Annotated in this window: 14 protein-coding genes and 1 pseudogene; 10 read left to right on the top strand and 5 right to left on the bottom strand. The window is 68.9% G+C overall.

Annotated elements, in window-relative coordinates:
• The first annotated feature begins 43 nt into the window (after positions 1–43).
• Positions 44–1,621: a phytoene desaturase family protein gene (locus AC5Y43_RS22085; protein ID WP_499976012.1), complete on the top strand. Its 1,578-nt coding sequence runs from the start codon at positions 44–46 to the stop codon at positions 1,619–1,621.
• On the opposite strand, the gene AC5Y43_RS22080 is transcribed toward AC5Y43_RS22085, so the two are convergent.
• The gene (locus tag AC5Y43_RS22080) at positions 1,618–1,950 is read right to left on the bottom strand and encodes a hypothetical protein (protein WP_499976011.1); all 333 of its coding nucleotides are present in this window, start codon (positions 1,948–1,950) and stop codon (positions 1,618–1,620) included. The two genes, AC5Y43_RS22085 and AC5Y43_RS22080, sit on opposite strands and share 4 nt — an antisense overlap.
• Positions 1,947–3,494, bottom strand: coding sequence for a Rieske 2Fe-2S domain-containing protein (locus tag AC5Y43_RS22075; protein WP_499976010.1), 1,548 nt, complete (start codon positions 3,492–3,494; stop codon positions 1,947–1,949). Before AC5Y43_RS22075 ends, AC5Y43_RS22080 begins: the two co-directional genes overlap by 4 nt.
• A 116-nt stretch (positions 3,495–3,610) precedes the next feature.
• On the opposite strand from AC5Y43_RS22075, the gene AC5Y43_RS22070 reads away from it, so the two are divergent.
• The 4 genes from AC5Y43_RS22070 to AC5Y43_RS22055 are packed head-to-tail and all read left to right on the top strand — an operon-like array spanning position 3,611 to position 6,818.
• Positions 3,611–4,381: a lysophospholipid acyltransferase family protein gene (locus AC5Y43_RS22070; RefSeq protein ID WP_499976008.1), complete on the top strand. Its 771-nt coding sequence runs from the start codon at positions 3,611–3,613 to the stop codon at positions 4,379–4,381.
• 3 nt (positions 4,382–4,384) lie between these two features.
• Positions 4,385–5,155 carry a lysophospholipid acyltransferase family protein gene (locus AC5Y43_RS22065; protein WP_499976007.1) on the top strand — a complete coding sequence of 257 codons (771 nt, stop codon included), beginning with the start codon at positions 4,385–4,387 and terminating at the stop codon, positions 5,153–5,155.
• Between the two features lie 15 nt (positions 5,156–5,170).
• Positions 5,171–5,956 (top strand): lysophospholipid acyltransferase family protein, encoded by a 786-nt coding sequence (locus tag AC5Y43_RS22060; RefSeq protein ID WP_499976006.1) that lies wholly within the window; start codon positions 5,171–5,173, stop codon positions 5,954–5,956.
• Positions 5,957–6,002: 46 nt separating this feature from the next.
• The gene (locus AC5Y43_RS22055; protein ID WP_499976005.1) at positions 6,003–6,818 is read left to right on the top strand and encodes an HAD family hydrolase; all 816 of its coding nucleotides are present in this window, start codon (positions 6,003–6,005) and stop codon (positions 6,816–6,818) included.
• A 2-nt stretch (positions 6,819–6,820) separates the two neighbouring features.
• Here AC5Y43_RS22055 and AC5Y43_RS22050 read toward each other — a convergent pair whose 3' ends face one another.
• The 3 genes and pseudogenes from AC5Y43_RS22050 to AC5Y43_RS22040 form a co-directional block, all read right to left on the bottom strand.
• Positions 6,821–8,368, bottom strand: a complete 1,548-nt coding sequence (locus tag AC5Y43_RS22050) for a PE family protein (protein WP_499976003.1) — start codon at positions 8,366–8,368, stop codon at positions 6,821–6,823.
• A 100-nt stretch (positions 8,369–8,468) separates the two neighbouring features.
• Entirely contained in the window at positions 8,469–10,121 is a 1,653-nt protein-coding gene (locus tag AC5Y43_RS22045) for an N-acetylmuramoyl-L-alanine amidase (RefSeq protein WP_499976002.1), read from the bottom strand.
• Between the two features lie 470 nt (positions 10,122–10,591).
• Positions 10,592–11,473: pseudogene (locus AC5Y43_RS22040) on the bottom strand (PirG); the annotation flags it as partial.
• A 278-nt stretch (positions 11,474–11,751) separates the two neighbouring features.
• Here AC5Y43_RS22040 and glf point away from each other — a divergent pair.
• From glf to aftB, 5 genes are read left to right on the top strand one after another with little or no spacing between them, the layout of a single operon-like run.
• Positions 11,752–12,969, top strand: a complete 1,218-nt coding sequence (glf, locus tag AC5Y43_RS22035; RefSeq protein ID WP_499976001.1) for a UDP-galactopyranose mutase — start codon at positions 11,752–11,754, stop codon at positions 12,967–12,969.
• Entirely contained in the window at positions 12,970–14,865 is a 1,896-nt protein-coding gene (locus tag AC5Y43_RS22030) for a glycosyltransferase (protein ID WP_499976000.1), read from the top strand. It begins immediately after the preceding gene.
• Positions 14,858–15,397, top strand: coding sequence for a phosphatase PAP2 family protein (locus tag AC5Y43_RS22025; protein WP_499975999.1), 540 nt, complete (start codon positions 14,858–14,860; stop codon positions 15,395–15,397). Before AC5Y43_RS22030 ends, AC5Y43_RS22025 begins: the two co-directional genes overlap by 8 nt.
• A complete protein-coding gene (locus tag AC5Y43_RS22020; RefSeq protein WP_499975998.1) occupies positions 15,390–16,298 on the top strand; it encodes a decaprenyl-phosphate phosphoribosyltransferase in 909 nt (302 codons plus the stop codon). The genes AC5Y43_RS22025 and AC5Y43_RS22020 overlap by 8 nt, the downstream gene beginning before the upstream one ends.
• Positions 16,285–18,243, top strand: a complete 1,959-nt coding sequence (gene aftB, locus AC5Y43_RS22015) for a terminal beta-(1->2)-arabinofuranosyltransferase (RefSeq protein ID WP_499975996.1) — start codon at positions 16,285–16,287, stop codon at positions 18,241–18,243. The genes AC5Y43_RS22020 and aftB overlap by 14 nt, the downstream gene beginning before the upstream one ends.
• Positions 18,244–18,470: the final 227 nt, after the last annotated feature.

The following is an 18,470-nucleotide window of genomic DNA, read 5'->3' as shown; positions in this document are numbered from 1 at the left end:
CAAAACTTTGGTGCCATGCCAGCCTGCAGGGCGGGAGGTCGAGATGTCTGAATACGACGCGATCGTCATCGGCGCCGGGCACAACGGGCTGGCCGCGGCGGTGCTGCTGCAGAAGGCCGGGCTGCGGACGGTCTGCCTCGACGCCAAGCTGTACGCCGGCGGGATGGCCTCCACGGTCGAGCTTTTCGACGGCTACCGCTTCGAGATCGCCGGCTCGGTGCAGTTCCCCACGTCGTCGGTGGTTGTCGAGGCGCTGGGCCTGGACACCCTGCCCACCATCGACCTGGACGTGATGTCGGTGGCGCTGCGTGGCGTCGGCGACGAGCCGCTGGTCCAGTACAGCGACCCGATCAAGTTGATCACCCACCTCAACGAGGTGCACGGGGCCGACGCCGTCAACGGGATGGCGGGGCTGATGGGGTGGAGCCAGGCGCCGACGCGGGCGCTGGGCCGATTCGAGGCCGGCACGGCGCCCAAAAGCCTGGACGAGATGTATGCCTGTGCCACCAACGAATTCGAGCGCTCGGCCATCGACGACATGCTCTTCGGCTCGGTCACCGATGTGTTGGACCGCTACCTGCCGGACCGCGAGAAGCACGGCGCGCTGCGCGGCTCGATGACCGTGCTGGCCGTCAACACCCTCTACCGGGGGCCGGCCACCCCGGGCAGCGCGGCGGCGCTGGCCTTCGGGCTGGGCGTTCCCGACGGGGACACCATGCAGATGAAGAAGCTGCGCGGCGGCATCGGCGCGCTCACCGCTCACCTGGGGGAGCTGGTGGAACGCCACGGCGGCGAGGTGCTGTTGCGCACCAAGGTGACCGAAATCCTGGTCTCCGGGGGGAGGGTGACCGGCGTGCGCACCGAGGCGGGCGAGACGTTCACCGCGCCGATCGTCGTCTCCGGAATCGCGCCCGACGTCACGCTCAACGAGATGATCGACCCCGCGGCGCTGCCCGCCGACATCCGTGAGCGTTACGCGCGCATCGACCACCGCGGCAGCTACCTGCAGATGCACTTCGCGCTGGACGAGGCCCCGCGGTTCGCCGCGCCGTACGAGTCCCTCAACGACCCGGCCATGCAGGCGTCCATCGGCATTTTCTGCACCCCGGAGGAGGTCCAGCAGCAGTGGGAGGACTGCCGGCGCGGGATCGTCCCGGCCGACCCGACGCTGGTGTTGCAGATCCCCTCGCAAAACGACCCGGACCTGGCGCCCGCGGGCAAGCACGCCGCGTCGGCATTCGCGCTGTGGTTCCCCATCGAGGGCCAGGACTCGGGAGACTCGGGAAGCTATGGCCAGGCGAAGGTCGAGATGGGCCAGCGGGTGATCGACAAGATCACCCGGCTCGCACCGAATTTCGAAGCCAGCATCACCCGGCACACCACGTTCACGCCCCGGCACATGGGGGTGATGTTCGGCGCCCCCGGCGGCGACTACTGCCACGGGCTGTTGAACGCCAACCAGATCGGACCCAACCGGCCTGGGCCGAAAGGCTTTCTCGGCCAACCGATTCCAATCGAGGGGTTGTACCTGGGCAGCGCCGGCTGCCACGGCGGCCCGGGAATCACCTTCATCCCCGGCTACAACGCCGCCCGGCAGGCGCTGGCCGATCTGGGTCGCTAGCCGCGCCGGCTCAGCAGTTCGTCCAGCAGCGCGAGGAACTCCTCGGCGCGCGCCGGCGTGAACGCGGGGCTGGGCCAGGTGCCCGGGACGTCCAGCGTGACCAGCGTCGACCGCAACGGCCGCTGCACGTCCAGCGGAAGCCAGCGGCGGAAGTCGGAGCTGCCCCAGATCCGGAACCGGTGCACGAATTTGCCCAACGGCTCGGCCCGGTACCCGCGGATCGTGTCCAGCGCGATGACCTTCGACGTACCCGACGGAAAGTGGTAGCGGCGCAACGTGATCGCCGTCCGGTCCAGCTGGACCAGGCCGTCATCGTAGGAAAAGTTCATTTCTTCGAGCTCCGCAGTTGGTGACCGCGCGCGGTCAGGCAGCGACCATCGTCCAATCGCCACTGCCAGCCGTGCAGGTTACAGGTCAACGTGTTGCCATCCACCACACCGAATTTCGACAGGTCGGCCTTGAGGTGGGGGCAGCGGCGCTGAATCTCCCAGCCGTCCAGCGTGATCGACGCGGAGTCGTCGTGGGTCTCGCCGAACCATCCGTCGGCGTAGGCGATCCGTTCGTCGGTCAGGCATTTGAAGAAGGTGTACAGGTATTCGTTGTAGCCACCGACGCGCCACGCCTCAAAGCGGGTCGACAAGAAGATGGTGTTGACCCAGTCGGGTTCGTTGTCGCGCAGCACGGTGCGCACCAGCTCCGGTGCGATGGCGAAGCCGTAGCGGACCTTCTCGTCGGGAATCCGTTCGCGCACCGATCTTTTCGGGAAGTCCAGGACCACGGTCTCGGGCCCGATGACGAGCTCGACGGGGTAGCCGATGCCGTCGCAGATCTCGTCGCTTTGCGCCATGATCGGTTCGAACAGCGCGCGCAGTTGGTCGAGCAGCGGCTCGCCGGTGGCGGGGGCCCAGCCGGCGCGCTCGGCGGCCAGCACGGGGGCCATCCGCTCGGCGTAGTCGGCGAGGTAAGCGGATTTGCCGGTGGTGAAGATGGCCTCGACTTCGTCGGTCGGAAGGGGGTGACGAAGCGAATTCAGTGTGGCTCCGGTGACGTCCGCGGTCGAGCCGGGCATCATCAGCAGGCCGCCGTCGTGCCCGTGCGCGCGCATCTGCTCCAGGAAGACCATTTGGTCGGGGAAGATGTTGGCCGGGTCGCCGTGGTCGTCGTTGAGGTGGCGCAACTCGGCGTCCAAAAAGCACGGCGGCCCCGCCGACGGCACGACCCAGCTCGCCCCCACGTCGGCGATGTACTGGCGGGCGCGGTCCATCTGCCGCTGCCGTTTCTGGGTGCCGAAGGATTCCTTGGCGCGGGCCGGCATGTCGTAGACCATCGGGTACCAGATCGCCCCGGAGTACTGCAGCAGGTGCACGTCCACGGGGCCGAAGGCATCGAGCACATCCAGGTCCACCGGCCGGGCGTCATTCATGTTGAAAACCGTTGTGGTGCCGTCGGAAACCACCAGCGCCGAGTCGCCGATCGGGCCGTCGGCCGGGGCGCGCAGCGCGATGATCATGACGTCGAGCGCGCCCTTGGGCCCGTCGATGCGGTGCCTGGTCGAGTCGGTGGTCTCGAAGAACCGATGAAACCCCAGCGTTTGCAACTCGTTTCGCAGGTCGGGCACCGGGAAGTCGGGCAGCAGCACCACCGCATCCTTGTTGACGTGCTCGCGCAGGTTCCTGGCGTCGAAGTGATCCCTGTGCAGGTGCGAGATGTACAGGTAGTCGCAGTCGCCCAACCGGTCCCAGTCCAGCGCGCTGTTGTCCGGGTAGGGGAACCAGGACGCGAAGTAGGCGGGATTGACCCAGGGGTCACAAAGGATGTTGCCCGCGTGGGTCTGAACCAGGAATCCGGCGTGGCCTACGCTGGTGACCTGCACAAATACCTTTCGGGGGGACAGACGGTGGACGGGGTCTCAGCCCCCGAGCTTAGCGCGCCGCTGCCCGCGTTTTCCGGCTCACGCGGCGCCCGCCCGGTGGCACTAGGCTAAGTGCTGTGGAACCGGCATACGGGACCGCCATTCGGCTTGCCCGGTTGATATGGCGCATCCAGGGTCTCAAGATCGCGGTAGAGGGCGTCGAGAACCTACCGAAGAGCGGCGGCGCCGTCATCGCGATCAACCACACCGGCTACCTGGATTTCACGTTCGCGGGCCTGCCCGCCTACCGGCAGGGCCTCGGCCGCAAGGTGCGGTTCATGGCCAAGCGGGAGGTGTTCGACCACAAGATCACCGGGCCGATCATGCGCAGCCTGCGGCATATCCCGGTGGATCGGGGCGACGGCGCCGCGTCCTATGAAGCCGCCGTCAGAAACCTCAAGGACGGCGAGCTGGTCGGGGTCTACCCGGAGGCCACGATCAGCCGCAGCTTCGAAATCAAAGAGTTCAAATCGGGGGCCGCGCGGATGGCGGTCGAGGCGGGGGTGCCGATCGTTCCGCACATTGTCTGGGGTGCGCAGCGGATCTGGACCAAGGGCCACCGCAAAAAGCTGGTGCGGCCCAAGGTGCCCGTGGTGGTGGTGGTGGGGGAACCGATTCAACCGACGCTGGCCATCGACGAATTGCGGGCGCTACTGCATTCGCGGATGCAGCATTTGCTGGAGCGGGCCCAAGAGCGTTATGGGCCCCACCCGGCCGGGGAGTTCTGGGTGCCGCACCGGCTCGGCGGCGGCGCGCCGTCGTTAGCTGACGCGGCGCGCCTGGAGGCCGATGAGGCCGCCGCCCGCGCGGCCCATCGCGCCCGGGCCGCTGGGGCGCCGGAGCAGTAGCCGATGGCGGAGCCCACGTTTCGCATCCTCGAGGTCTTGGCCCAGCTAGTCGTCTTCGCCACCCGCACCCACATCACCTACACCGGCGAGGAGAACATCCCGGATCGCGGCGGCGCGGTGATCGCGATCAACCACACCAGCTACGTCGACTTCCTGCCCGCGGCGTTGGCCGCGCACCGGCGGCACCGTCGGCTCCGATTCATGATCAAGGCCGAGATGCAGCAGGTGAAGATGGTCAACTTCCTGATCAAACGCACCCGCACCATTCCGGTGGACCGCGGCGCGGGGGCGGACGCCTACGCGGTCGCCGTGCGGCGCCTGCGCGAGGGCGAGCTGGTCGGCGTCTACCCCGAGGCCACCATCAGCCGCAGCTTCGAGCTCAAGGAATTCAAGACGGGCGCGGCCCGGATGGCCACCGAAGCGGGCGTGCCGATCGTCCCGGTGATCGTCTGGGGCGCGCAGCGCATCTGGACCAAGGACCACCCGCGGCACCTCGTCCGCAACCGGGTGCCGATCACCGTTGCGGTGGGTGAGCCGGTGCGCGCGGGCAACGACACCGCGTCCACCACCGACGCCCTGCGCGCATCGATGACGACGCTGCTGCACCGGGCGCAGGACCGGTATCCGCATCCCGCGGGCGCGTACTGGGTGCCGCACCGGCTCGGCGGCGCCGCCCCGACCATGGACGAGGCTGCCCGGATCGAGGCCGACGAGACTGCGGCCCGAGCCGCCGGCAAGGGCGGCAACCGTACCCCGCCGCCTCAGTCGCGGTAGCGCAAGGAGAAGGACATGGCAGAGCCGTTCTACCGGTTTGGCGAGTGGATCGTCCCGCCGCTCGTGGCCATGCAGGGAACGAGATTCACTTTTCAGGGCTTGGAGAACATCCCGGCGCGCGGCGGTGCGCTGCTCGCCCAGAACCACACCAGCTACCTCGACTGGCTCCCGTCGTTGCTCGCCGTCAAGGAGCGCGGACGCCGCATGTACTTCATGATCAAGGCCGAAATGGCCGACGTGAAGGTGGTCAACTACGTGATCAAGCACGCCCGGCTCATCCCGGTCGACCGCCGGTCGGGACACGACGCGTTCGACGTGGCCGTACAGCGGATGCGCGAGGGCCAGCTCATCGGGATGCATCCGGAGGCCACGATCAGCCGCAGCTATGAGCTCAGGGAGTTCAAGACCGGCGCCGCGCGCATGGCGCTGGAGGCGCAAGTGCCGCTGATCCCGACGATCGTCTGGGGGGCCCACCGGATTTGGCCCAAAGATCACCCGAAGAAGGTGCTGCGCAACAAGGTTCCGATCACCGTGGCCGTGGGGCGCCCTGTGCAGCCGCAGGGAACCGCCGAGCAACTCAACGCCGCGTTGCGACAGGCGATGAACGCGTTGCTGTACCGGGTGCAGGAGGAGTATCCCCACCCCGGCGGCGAGTACTGGGTGCCGCGGCGCCTCGGTGGTGGCGCCCCGAACCAGGAGGATTCCCGGGAGATCCGGTTGGTCGAACTGCAGCAGCGTATGCAAAAGTACGGGACCGACGGTGTGACGCGGCCGGGGCAAACACAGAGCGGATTGCACTAAGAGCGGCAAGGCAGATCAATCTCGATGACTTCAAAGTGACTTCACAATGCGCTCGCCGGCGCTGATCGCCTGCGACGTCGATGGCACCCTGCTCGACGAAAACGAAACCATCTCCGCGCGCACCCGCGGCGCGGTGCGCGCCGCGGTCGCCGATGGAGCGCAGTTCGTGGTGGCGACCGGGCGTCCGCCGCGCTGGATACGTCCCGTCGTGGACGCGCTGGGTTTCGCGCCGATAACGGTGTGCGCCAACGGCGCCGTCCTCTACGATCCCGCCACCGACCGGGTGTTGTCGGCGCGGACACTGGCGGTCGACGCCCTGGCCGAGCTCGCCGAGCTGGCGACCCGGGTCATCCCGGGCGCGGGTCTGGCCGTCGAGCGGATCGGTGAGCGCGCCCATGACACGGCAACGCCGCAGTTCGTCAGCTCGCCGGGCTACGAGCACGCGTGGCTCAACCCGGACAACACCGAGGTGTCGATCGACGACCTGCTCAGCGCGCCCGCGGTCAAACTGCTGATCCGCAAGAGCGGGGCGCGCAGCGCGGACATGGCCGCCGCGCTCGCCAAACACGTTGGCATCGAAGGTGATATCACCTACTCCACCAACAACGGGCTGGTGGAGATCGTGCCGCTGGGGATCAGCAAGGCGAGCGGCGTCGAGGAGGTCGCCAAACCGATGGGCATCACCAGCACCGAGGTGGTGGCGTTCGGCGACATGCCCAACGACCTACCCATGCTGCGGTGGGCCGGCCACGGCGTGGCCATGGGCAACGCGCATCCCGACGTGCTGGCCGTCGCCGACGAGGTCACCGCGCCCAACACCGACGACGGGGTGGGCCGGGTGCTGGAACGCTGGTGGCTCTAACGCTATCCGGTCGGTGCGATGGCCGCCGCGATCTGCTGGGGTATGTAGTTGACCAGCAGCGGGCCCAGGCCCATGAACGGCGTGCCGAAGATGGTGACCGGAACCGGTACCCCACCCGGCAGGACGCTGAAATCGATTGTCGCGGTGAGCGGGTGGGGCGGAACGAGGAGGCCGTCGAAGGGCAGGTGCAGGATGATCGGCAGGGTGAAGCTGACGGGGCCGATAATCGGCACCGTGAAGTTTACTGGGACCGGGATGGTCATATCCACGATGGTCTCGCCGTTGAGGAAGCCGTTCGCCACGACGGCCGGCGCTTCCGCCAGCGCAGTCAGCGCGCCCACGGGGTTGCCGGCCAGCAGCGCCTGCTGCACCGCGGTCGCGGAGGTGGCAAGCCCCTCCAATCCGGCGAACGGCGCGCCCGCCGCGGCGTAGGTGAGCACCAGCGGCAGGCCGAAGTAGGCGCTGAGCGTCCCGGTGGTCGATTGAAGCCCCAGGAGAGGCACCCGCATGGTCGCGGTCGCCGAAATGCTGGGGACGGTCAGCACATTGAGCGCGTTGGTGAAATTCTGCGACATCTGCCGGAGGATGGACGGCGGCATCAGGTCGGTGAGGTACTGCGCATCCTGCCCCGGGATGTTTCCCAGGGCGAACAGATTCCCCAGCGGGCCGAGCAGTGTGGGATTGACCGTGGCGGTCAGGGTGGCAGTGAGACTGCGAATGTCGAAGCTCACCAGATTGATGGTCGGGGTGCCCGGATCGGCCCCGGTCACCAGCAGATTCGCGAAGGCCTGCCCGACGTCCTGCACCGCGCCGTAGTAATTGCCCGCCAGGACCGCCTGCCACGCCACCTGAAGCCCGTCTCGGAAAGCGGGCCAGCCGGCGATGATGCCGGTGACCGCGGCGTTGAGGTTCGTGGCGAAACTCTGGGCGAAGCCGATCTGCGCGGCGACGAACTGCTGGATGTAGGCGGCGTACGGGAAGGTCACGAGCTGCTGGATGCCGGCCTGGATGGCCGCCGGCAGGTTCGCCACCAGGGCGGGGAAGTTTCCGATGGTGTTGGTCAGCGCGGCCGCGATCTGCTGCCAGTAACCCAGCTGGTTGACCGCGACCTGGCGCAGGATCGGGAACGGGTCGGCGCTCCAGGTGCCGAAAAGGGCTTCCAGGTTGGCGGTCGTGTTGGCGATGAGCTGCCCGTACGCGCCGCCCGGAACCACCGCGGCGGCTGCGTTCGATGCCGGCAACGCGGCGCCCAGCAGAGCCCGCTCGGCGTTGGCGACCTCGGTGCCGAGATAGGCCGCCGCGCCGCCGTTCAACAGGCTCACGAACTCGTCATGGAACGCCGCCGCCTGCGCGGTGGCGGCCTGGAATTGCCGCCCGTACGCGCCGAACAGCTGCGAGATCGCCGCGGACACGTCGTCGGCGGCGGCGGCGGCGACGCCCGTCGTGGGTGCCGCCGCGGCGGCGGCCGCCTCCCCCAGGCTCGACCGGATGCCCGCCAGGTTTTCGGCCGCGGCCGTCATCAGCTGCGGTTCTGTGACCACGAACGACACGGCCGTCTCCCCTCGACTCGCTCCCCGCGGCGCCGCCGTTCCGGGGCACCTCGAGCGTATGTGACCTGGACCACGCCTCGGTGGGAAACGCCTGAAACTTTCAGGTCGCGGCGGGATGCGACGGCAGCGAGAAGTGTTCGGGCGGTACCTCAGGTCCGCTCGGGGGCTGCGCCGACAGTGGCGTCGTGATCCCGTCGACGACCTCGCTGACGTTGCCGGTCAGCCGCTCGTAGTTCAGGGTGCCGTGCTGGAAGTTCTGCGTAATGCGCAGGGGCTCTTGTATTTCCGCGCTGGTCGGCAGCCCGAGCGGGCCCCGCTCGTAGCTAAGCGACGCCCAGGCGTCGTAGATGGCCCCGGTCACCGGCTCCGCGCCGATCTCGGGCGACCAGTACATCGCGCCCTTGGCGAACGTGGCGAAGCGGGCGCCCCCGGCCGCGTCGTCTTCCGGCGAGGTGGGTGCGCCCAGGACGCTGTTCATGCCGCCGATCGCCAGCCAGTGCTCGTAGATCGCACCGCCCTTCAGCGCGTTGATCAGCTCCTCAGGTGGATCGTTGAAATGCGAGGCGATGTCCCGGATTTCGTCCATCAGCGCGTAGGCGGCATTGCCCGGGCAATCGGTGTTTCCGACGTCGCGGTGGGTAAAAATGGTGGGTAGATTCGCGACGGCGCCGGCCGGGAAGGTCGTGTAGTGGCTACCGGCCGATTCCAGTGCCACCGTGCCCTTGGGGTCGACACTGTCCATGCCGAGCCGCCAGCCCAGCAGCCGGCCCACGGTGCGCAGCTGGATCGGTGTCGGGGCCACGTCGTCGAAGTTGCCGATCATCGCCACGCCCCACGTGTTGCGGTTGAATCCGCCGGTATGGAAGGCCTCGACGGCCTTGGTCAGGCCGCCGGCACTGCCCTCGAACACTTGGCCGTACTTGTCGACCAGCGCGTTGTACGCGATGTCGCACCAGCCCAACGTCTTGCTGTGGTAGGTGTAGATCGCCTTGACGATGCCGGCCGATTCCAGCGGGGAGTAGTCGTTGCTGCCGGCGGTGTGGTGGATGACCGCGGCGCGAATTCCGTTGTCGTACTGGGGGCTACCGCAGCGCAGCGACTCGTCGGCACCCCATTCCGCCCGGCTGATGATGCTGGGCGGCTGGCCGGGCATCATGACCCCCGACGGCGGCGTCCACTGCGTCCGGGCCGGCGCCTGCGGCGGCGAGATGAGGATCGCGGAGATGTTCTGCGCGAAGGACTGTTCCTTGGAGGCCGGCCGGTATCCCAGGTCCTCGTTCGTCCGGGCGGCCGCCGGCGGTTGGGTTACCGGGGCGTCGATCGGCCGGGTGACCGCGATCTGGACCGTCGTGGTGGCGCCGACGAACACCGGATCCGTGCTGCGCGGGCCCTCGCTCGGCCCGCCCGGCCCCGCGGGGCCGGCTGGTCCGATATCGGGGGCCGCGGTTTCGTACTCGGTCTGATACCAGGGCCCCCAGGAACCGTCGGCGTGCTTCGCGCGCACCCGGGTGGACGTGCCGGCGAGGTCGCCGGTGAGCGCCACCAACGAGAACGGGGTGTCCTGGCCGAGCTCGCGAACCGTGACCCCGCCGCCGAGTCCGATCAACGGCTGCTCGGCGAGCTGGGTGTCGCGGGGCCCGGCCGGCTCGGGGGTGTCACGGTCGCGGGTCGCGTCGCCGATCCACGAGACGATGAGGACGGTTGCCGCGATGGCGGTGAGCAACATCGTTGGCGCGCGGCTGCGGGACGACACCAGCTGATGTTACGTGTGTTTCTCATGTTAATAATGAGGCGACACGAGGGTTGGGCCGTTAAAACTCCACGAAAACCTGTTCGACGGCACCGCAGAGGGGCGACTCTGCGGTGCCGTCAGGGGACAGGTTCCTCCCGTTTTTACGAGGCCTAGTGCGGCAGGGCCGGCGCGGCCGCGCCGGTCAGCGCCCCGGTGGCACCCGGCACGGCGCCCGCGGCGGCCGGCAGCGCGCCCGCCGCGGCCGGCAGCGCACCGGCGACAGCACCCGGGGCCGCGGCCGCGGCACCCGGCAGGGCACCCGCGACGGCACCCGGGGCCGCGGCCGCTGCACCCGGCAGGGCGCCCGCCGCGGCCGGCAGCGCACCGGCGGCACCCGGCAAGGCACCGGCGGCACCAGGCAGCGCAGCGGCGGCGCCCGGCAGGGCACCCGCGGCGGCCGGCAGCGCGCCCGCCGCGCCCGGCAGCGCCGTCGCGGCGCCGGCGGCGGCCGGCAGGGCGCCTGCGGCGGCACCCGGCGCGCCCGCGGCACTCTGCTGAATGCCCTGCGTGATGGCCGGCATCACCAGGCCCTTGAGCAGGTCGATGGCCTGGTTGGCGCCCAGCTGGTTGGCGGCTTGCATCAAGTCGTTCATCAGCCCGCCACCGCCGCCGGTGCCGCCCCCGGTGCCGCCGGACGCGATCGGCGAACCGCCGCCGAGCGTCGAGGGGTCACCGAGGATCGGGTACGTGCCGCCGACGCCCGGGTCCAAGCCGGTCGTCGAGTCGATGGGCACCTCGCTGGGGGTGAGCGTGGGACTGCCGATGCCCGGGGTGAGGCCCGCCGGACTGGTCAGCCCGGGGTTGGCCAGCGCCGGGTTGAGCCCCGCGGCCGGCACTGTGGGCACCGTCGGGACCGCCGCCGCGCCCGGCGTGGTGACCCCGGGGGTGATGGGCGGCAGCCCGGGATTCGCCAGGGCCGGGCTCGTCAGACCCGGGCTCGTCAGCCCCGGGCTCGTCAGCCCCGGGCTCGTCAAGCCCGGGCTGGTCAGGCCGGGACTGGTCAGCCCCGGGCTGGTGAGACCCGGACTCGTCAGGCCCGTGGTGCCCAGGCCCGAAGCGCCGGTACCGGTGCCGGTCAGGGCGGGCACCGGCGGCAGGTTGATCCCGAACTGCGACAGCCCCTGCGACAGGGCGCCCATCAGCTCGCCCGGCAGGTCGTTCATCACCGCGGCCTGCTTGAACTCGTGGTGCTCGGCCGGCTTGCTGTCGGCGGTCGACTCGTAAACCAGGAAGTATGCGCAAGGACTCGCCACTGCCACGGCGGCGACCGCGCTCATGGCTGTCGAAAGCTTGCGTCGGCGTCGGTTCGGCACGGAAGTCTCCTCAATCTGGACAACTATTTGCACTGCTTGTTGTGTCGGCGTGTCCTGCCCGTCCTATCCGGCATGAAGCACACAGAGTCGATGGTACGAGTGAGATTTCTGTGACTGGAGTGCTGAGATTGAATCGTGAGGTAATTGCGACTACGACCGTGACCGCGGTCCCGGGCCCGTCCAGGGGCCCCCGAAAGTGATTGGCACCTGGCCTAATTCCGACTTCCGGGCCTCGCCAAATGGGTTAGGCCGGCGCGGTCGGATACCCTAAGCAACCGATGACTTCTCCGCCTGGTCGCTTTGACCTCTTCGTCGTCGGCTCCGGATTCTTCGGCCTGACCATTGCCGAGCGCGTGGCTACCCAACTCGGGAAGCGCGTGCTCGTCGTCGAACGGCGCCCGCACATCGGGGGCAACGCGTACTCGGAGGCCGAGCCGCAGACCGGCATCGAGGTGCACAAGTACGGCGCCCACCTGTTCCACACCTCTAACAAGAGGGTCTGGGACTACGTGCGGCAGTTCACCGAGTTCACCGACTACCGCCACCGGGTGTTCGCGATGCACAACGGCCAGGCCTACCAGTTCCCGATGGGGCTGGGCCTGGTGTCGCAGTTCTTCGGCAAGTACTTCACCCCGGACGAAGCGCGGCGGCTGATCGCCGAGCAGGCAGCCGAGATCGACACCGCGGACGCGAAAAACCTCGAGGAGAAGGCCATCTCGCTGATCGGCCGGCCGCTCTACGAGGCGTTCGTCAAGGGCTACACGGCCAAGCAGTGGCAGACCGACCCCGTTGAGCTCCCGGCGGCCGTCATCAGCAGGCTGCCGGTGCGCTACACCTTCGACAACCGGTACTTCAGCGACACCTACGAGGGACTGCCGCTCGACGGCTACACGGCGTGGCTGACCAAGATGGCCGACGACGACCGCATCGAGGTCAGGCTGGACACCGACTGGTTCGACGTGCGCGACCAGCTGCGCCAAGAGTCCCCGTCGGCCCCCGTCGTTTACACCGGCCCGCTGGACCGCTACTTCGACTACGCCGACGGCCGCCTCGGCTGGCGCACCCTGGACTTCGAGGTCGAGGTGCTGCCGACCGGCGATTTCCAGGGGACACCGGTGATGAACTACAACGATCCCGACGTGCCGTACACCCGCATCCACGAATTCCGGCACTTCCACACCGAGCGTGACTATCCGGCCGACAAGACGGTGATCATGCGCGAGTACTCCCGCTTCGCCGGAGACGACGACGAGCCCTACTACCCGATCAACACCGAGGCCGACCGCGCCTTGCTGGCCGCCTACCGGGCGCGGGCGAAGTCCGAGACCGCGTCATCGAAGGTGCTGTTCGGTGGCCGGCTGGGCACCTACCAATATCTGGATATGCACATGGCGATCGCCAGCGCCCTGAACATGTACGACAACACCCTCGCGCCGCACCTGCGCGAGGGCGCCCCGCTGGTGGAAAAGGACGGAAACATCGAGGTGCGCGCGTAAATGACTGCTGTGAGTTTGCTTTCCCGGATCATCCTGCCGCGCCCGGGCGAGCCCCTCGACGTGCGCAAGCTGTACCTGGAGGAGTCGACCACCAATGCCCGCCGCGCGCATGCGACGTCGCGGACCTCGCTGCAGATCGGCGCGGAGTCCGAGGTGTCGTTCGCCACGTACTTCAACGCGTTCCCGGCCAGCTACTGGCGGCGCTGGTCGATCTGCCAGTCGGTGGTGCTGCGCGTCGAGATGACCGGGGCGGGCCGCGTCGACGTCTACCGCACCAAGGCCACCGGTGCGCGCATCTTCGTGGAGGGACGCCAATTCTCCGGCGCCGAAGACGAACCCGCCGTCGTCGAGATCGAGGTGTCGCTGCGGCCGTTCGAGGACGGCGGCTGGATCTGGTTCGACGTCAACACCGACGCGGACGTCACCCTGCTCGGCGGCGGCTGGTATGCGACCGAGCCGGCCCCGGTCAAGGCCAACATCGCCGTCGGCATCCCGACGTTCAACCGCCCCGCCGACTGCGCCAACGCGCTGGCCGAGCTCACCGCCGACCCGTTGGTGGACGAGGTGATCGGGGCGGTGATCGTGCCCGACCAAGGCGTGCGCAAGGTGCGCGATCACCCCGACTTCCCCGCCGCGGCCGCCCGGCTGGGCAACCGGCTGTCTATCCACGACCAGCCCAACCTCGGCGGCTCCGGCGGCTACAGCCGGGTGATGTACGAGGCGCTGAAAAACACCGACTGCCAACAGATCCTGTTCATGGACGACGACATCCGCATCGAGCCCGACTCGATCCTGCGGGTGCTGGCGATGCACCGCTTCGCCAGGACCCCGATGCTGGTGGGCGGCCAGATGCTCAACCTGCAGGAGCCGTCGCACCTGCACATCATGGGCGAGGTCGTCAACCCGTCGAACTTCATGTGGACCGCCGCGCCGCACGCGGAGTACGACCACGACTTCGCCGAATATCCGTTGAACGACGACAGCGAACGCAGCAAGCTGCTGCACCGCCGCATCGACGTCGACTACAACGGCTGGTGGACGTGCATGATCCCGCGGCAGGTCGCCGAGGAGCTCGGGCAGCCGTTGCCGCTGTTCATCAAGTGGGACGACGCCGACTACGGCCTGCGGGCCGCCGAGCACGGGTACCCGACGGTGACCCTGCCGGGCGCCGCGATCTGGCACATGGCCTGGAGCGACAAGGACGACGCCATCGACTGGCAGGCCTATTTCCATCTGCGCAACCGGCTGGTGGTCGCCGCGATGCACTGGGACGGCGACATCGCCGGCTTGGTCCGCAGCCACCTCAAGGCCACGCTGAAACACCTTGCCTGCCTTGAATATTCGACCGTGGCGATCCAGAACAAGGCCATCGACGACTTCCTGGCCGGCCCCGAACACATCTTCTCGATCCTGGAAAGCGCGCTGCCCGACGTGCACCGCCTGCGCAAAAAATACCCCGACGCCGTCGTGCTGCCGGCGGCGAGCGAACTGCCCCCGCCCCGGCACCAGAGCAAGGCGATGAAGCCACCGGTCAACCCGGTGTCCATCGGCTACCGGCTGGCGCGCGGAATCGTGCACAACATGACGAAGGCCGACCCCGAAGCGCACCGGCGCCCGGAGTTCAACGTCGCGACCCAGGACGCGCGCTGGTTCCGGCTGTGCACCCTCGACGGGGCCACGGTCACCACCGCCGACGGGTGCGGGGTGGTCTACCGCCAGCGCGACCGGGCGAAGATGGTGTCGCTGCTGTTGCAGTCCGTGCGGCGGCAGCGGCAGCTGGCAAGCCGGTTCGACGAGATGCGGCGGGTGTACCGCGAGGCACTGCCGGTGCTGTCCAGCAAGCAGAAGTGGGAAACGGTCCTGACCCTGGCCCACGACGAGCCGAGACATGGCTGAAGTCCCCCCGTCAGACGCCCCGCGCGGTGAAGTGGCCGCGCTGGTGGCCGTTCAGTCGGCGCTGGCCGACCGGCCCGGCGTCCTGACCGCGGCGCGCGGGCTGTCCCACTTCGGCGAGCACAGCATCGGGTGGCTCGTGGTGGCGGCGCTCGGAGCGCTGCTGATGCCGGCACAGCGCCGGGAGTGGCTGGCGGCGGGGGCCGGCGCGTTCGTCGCGCATGCGGCGGCGGTGCTGGTCAAACGGCTGGTGCGCCGCAAACGGCCGCATCACCCGGCCGTCGCGGTCAACGTCGGCACGCCCAGCCCGCTCAGCTTCCCGTCGGCGCACGCCACCTCCACCACGGCCGCGGCCATCCTGATGGGCCGGGCCACCGGCCTGCCCCTTCCGGCGCTGCTCGTTCCCCCCATGGCGCTGTCGCGGATACTGCTGGGCGTGCACTATCCCAGCGACGTGGCCTGCGGCGCGGCCCTCGGCGCCACCGTCGCCGGGATCGTGTGTCGAATCGGCGAGAGGTTCCGCACAAGTGAGTGACGACGTGGTTGTCGGGCCGCCGGGGAACCTGATCGCCGGCGTGGTCAAGGCGATACGCCCGCGGCAGTGGGTGAAGAACGTGCTGGTGCTGGCGGCGCCGCTGAGCGCAGCGGGCCGCGGCTACCGCTACGACTACGGCCTGCTGGGCCTCCAGGTGCTGGTGGCCTTCGTGGTGTTCAGCCTGGCGGCCTCCGCGGTGTACCTGGTCAACGACGTCCGGGACGTCGAGGCCGACCGCGAACACCCCACCAAACGGTTCCGCCCGATCGCGGCGGGCGTGGTGCCCGAATGGCTGGCGTACACCCTGGCCGTGGTGCTCGCGGTGGCGTCGCTCGGCGTGGCCTGGTGGTTGACGCCCAACCTCGCCGTGGTGATGGCGGTCTACCTCGGCATGCAGCTGGCGTATTGCTTCGGCCTCAAACACCAAGCGGTGGTGGACATCTGCATCGTGTCGTCGGCGTATTTGATCCGCGCCATCGCCGGGGGTGCGGCCACCGACACCCGGCTGTCGCAGTGGTTCTTGCTGGTGGCGGCGTTCGCGTCGCTGTTCATGGTGGCCGGCAAGCGCTACGCCGAGCTGCAACTGGCCGAGCGCACCGGCGCCGCGATCCGCAAGGCGCTGGAGAGCTACACGGGCACCTACCTGCGCTTCGTCTGGACTTTGTCGGCCACCGCGGTGGTGATGTGCTACGGGCTGTGGGCCTTCGAGCGCGACCACGGCTCGGCGGGCTGGTTCACGGTGTCGATGGTCCCCTGGACCATCGCGATCCTGCGCTACGCGGTCGACGTCGACGGCGGCCTGGCCGGCGAGCCCGAGGACATCGCGCTGCGCGACCGTGTCTTGCAGCTGCTGGCGGTGGCGTGGATCGCGACGGTCGGGGCCGCCGTTGCCTTCGGCTAGCACCGACCTGAAGGCGCTGAAGCTGGGTGTGATGCGCCGGGTGCTGTTCCGCTACCACGCCTGGGTCCGGGTCAGCCTCTGGGGCAGCGTGGCGCTGGTGGCCGTCCTGTTCGCCTGGGGGGCCTGGCAGCGGCGCTGGATCGCCGACGACGGGCTCATCGTGCTGCGCACGGTGCGCAATTTGCTGGCCGGTAACGGCCCGGTCTTCAACCAGGGCGAGCGGATCGAGGCGAACACGTCCACGGCGTGGACGTACCTGGTCTACGTCGGCAGCTGGATCGGCGGGCCGCTGCGCATGGAATACGTGGCCCTGGCCCTGGCCCTGGGGCTTTCGTTGCTGGGTGTGGCCCTGTTGATGCTGGGCACGGGCCGGTTGTACGCGCCCGGCCTGCGGGGTCGGCGGGCGATCGTGGTGCCCGCCGGGGCGCTGGTCTACATCGCGCTGCCACCGGCGCGTGACTTTGCCACCTCCGGCCTGGAGAGCGGCCTGATGCTGGCCTATCTGGGATTGCTGTGGTGGATGATGGTGTGCTGGGCGCAGCCGGTCCGCGGCCGGCCGGACAGCCCGTTGTTCCTCGGCGCCCTGGCGTTTGTCGCCGGGTTCAGCGTCCTGGTCCGGCCGGAGCTGGCGCTGATGGGCGGGCTCGCGCTGATCATGATGCTGGTCGCGGCCCGCACCCGGGGACGCCGCGTTTTGGTCGTGGTGGCGGGCGGATTCGTGCCGGTCGCCTACGAGATCTTCCGGATGGGCTACTACGGGCTGCTGGTCCCGGGCACCGCGCTGGCCAAGGACGCCGCCGGCGACAAGTGGTCGCAGGGGATGATCTACCTCTCGAACTTCGACGCGCCCTACGCGGTGTGGGTGCCGGTGGTGCTGCTGGTGCCGTTGGGCGCCCTCATGGTCGCGGCGCGTCGGCGCCCGTCGTTCCTTCGTCCCGTCCGGGCCGCCGACTACGGCCGCTTGGCGCGCGCCGTCCAAAGCCCGCCGGCCGTGGTGGCGTTCGTGCTGGTCAGCGGGCTGCTGCAGGGCCTCTACTGGATTCGGCAGGGCGGCGATTTCATGCACGCTCGGGTGCTGCTGGCCCCGGTGTTTTGTTTGCTGGCCCCCGTCGCGGTCATCCCGGTCGCCGTCCCCGACGGGCAGGACTATTCGCGGGAAACGGGCTATTGGGTGGCCGGTGCCGCGGGCGCTCTGTGGCTCGGTGTGGCCGGGTGGTCGCTGTGGGCAGCAAACTCCCCCGGGATGGGCGACGACGCCACCCACGTCACCTATTCGGGGATCGTCGACGAGCGCCGGTTCTATGCGCAGGCCACCGGGCACGCGCACCCGCTGACGGCCGCCGACTACCTCGACTACCCGCGGATGGCCGCCGTTCTCACGGCGCTCGACAACACTCCGGAAGGGGCGTTGCTGCTACCGTCGGGCAACTACATTCAATGGGACCTGGTGCCGATGGCGCAGCCCGCGCCGGGAACCAACCCGAACGGCGACACGCCGCAAAAGCCCCAGCACACGGTGTTTTTCACCAACCTGGGCATGCTGGGCATGAACGTCGGGCTCGATGTGCGGGTGATCGACCAGATCGGACTGGCAAACCCGCTTGCCCAGCACACCGAGCGGCTGAAACACGGTCGCATCGGCCACGACAAGAACCTCTTCCCGGACTGGGTGATCGCCGACGGCCCGTGGGTCAAGATGTATCCGGGAATCCCGGGCTACCTGGACGCGAATTGGGTCGCCCAGGCCGTGGCGGCCCTGAAATGCCCCGAGACCCAAGCGGTGCTCAGTTCGGTGCGGGCCCCAATGACCTTGCACCGCTTCGTGTCCAACGTCGTGCACTCCTTCGAGTTCACCAAGTACCGCATCGATCGCGTTCCGCTCTACGAGCTCGCCAGGTGCGGGCTGCCGGTTCCGGAGCCGATACCGCCGCCTCCCCACGAGTGAGGGCGGCCCGGCCGGAAAATTTTTTTCCACCGATCTCGAACCGCTCCGGCGCAGCTCTCCGGCCGGCGTTGCCAGCAACTTCGCATCTATGCCCTCACCTGTGGCCGACGCGCGCCGGGCACATGCGTAATTGCGATCGGAAACGGGATTGTTTGGCGCGCAGGAAATTGGGAAGGTGCGCCGGATCACGGTTTGCCTGAGCCGCTCGATGAGGGCCCACGACCGAA

The sequence above is a fragment of the Mycobacterium sp. NGS57 genome (assembly GCF_059812405.1).
Note: the sequence above shows the minus strand (reverse complement) of the source record. Positions and strands in the feature narration are given on the sequence as shown.

What these genes read in the sequence shown, in the direction of transcription:
- AC5Y43_RS22030 (WP_499976000.1), top strand. Translation starts at nt 12,970, where the DNA reads ATGACTGCTGTGAGTTTGCTTTCCCGGATCATCCTGCCGCGCCCGGGC.
- AC5Y43_RS22080 (WP_499976011.1), bottom strand. Translation starts at nt 1,950, where the DNA reads ATGAACTTTTCCTACGATGACGGCCTGGTCCAGCTGGACCGGACGGCG.
- AC5Y43_RS22060 (WP_499976006.1), top strand. Translation starts at nt 5,171, where the DNA reads ATGGCAGAGCCGTTCTACCGGTTTGGCGAGTGGATCGTCCCGCCGCTC.
- AC5Y43_RS22055 (WP_499976005.1), top strand. Translation starts at nt 6,003, where the DNA reads ATGCGCTCGCCGGCGCTGATCGCCTGCGACGTCGATGGCACCCTGCTC.
- AC5Y43_RS22085 (WP_499976012.1), top strand. Translation starts at nt 44, where the DNA reads ATGTCTGAATACGACGCGATCGTCATCGGCGCCGGGCACAACGGGCTG.
- AC5Y43_RS22025 (WP_499975999.1), top strand. Translation starts at nt 14,858, where the DNA reads ATGGCTGAAGTCCCCCCGTCAGACGCCCCGCGCGGTGAAGTGGCCGCG.
- AC5Y43_RS22065 (WP_499976007.1), top strand. Translation starts at nt 4,385, where the DNA reads ATGGCGGAGCCCACGTTTCGCATCCTCGAGGTCTTGGCCCAGCTAGTC.
- glf (WP_499976001.1), top strand. Translation starts at nt 11,752, where the DNA reads ATGACTTCTCCGCCTGGTCGCTTTGACCTCTTCGTCGTCGGCTCCGGA.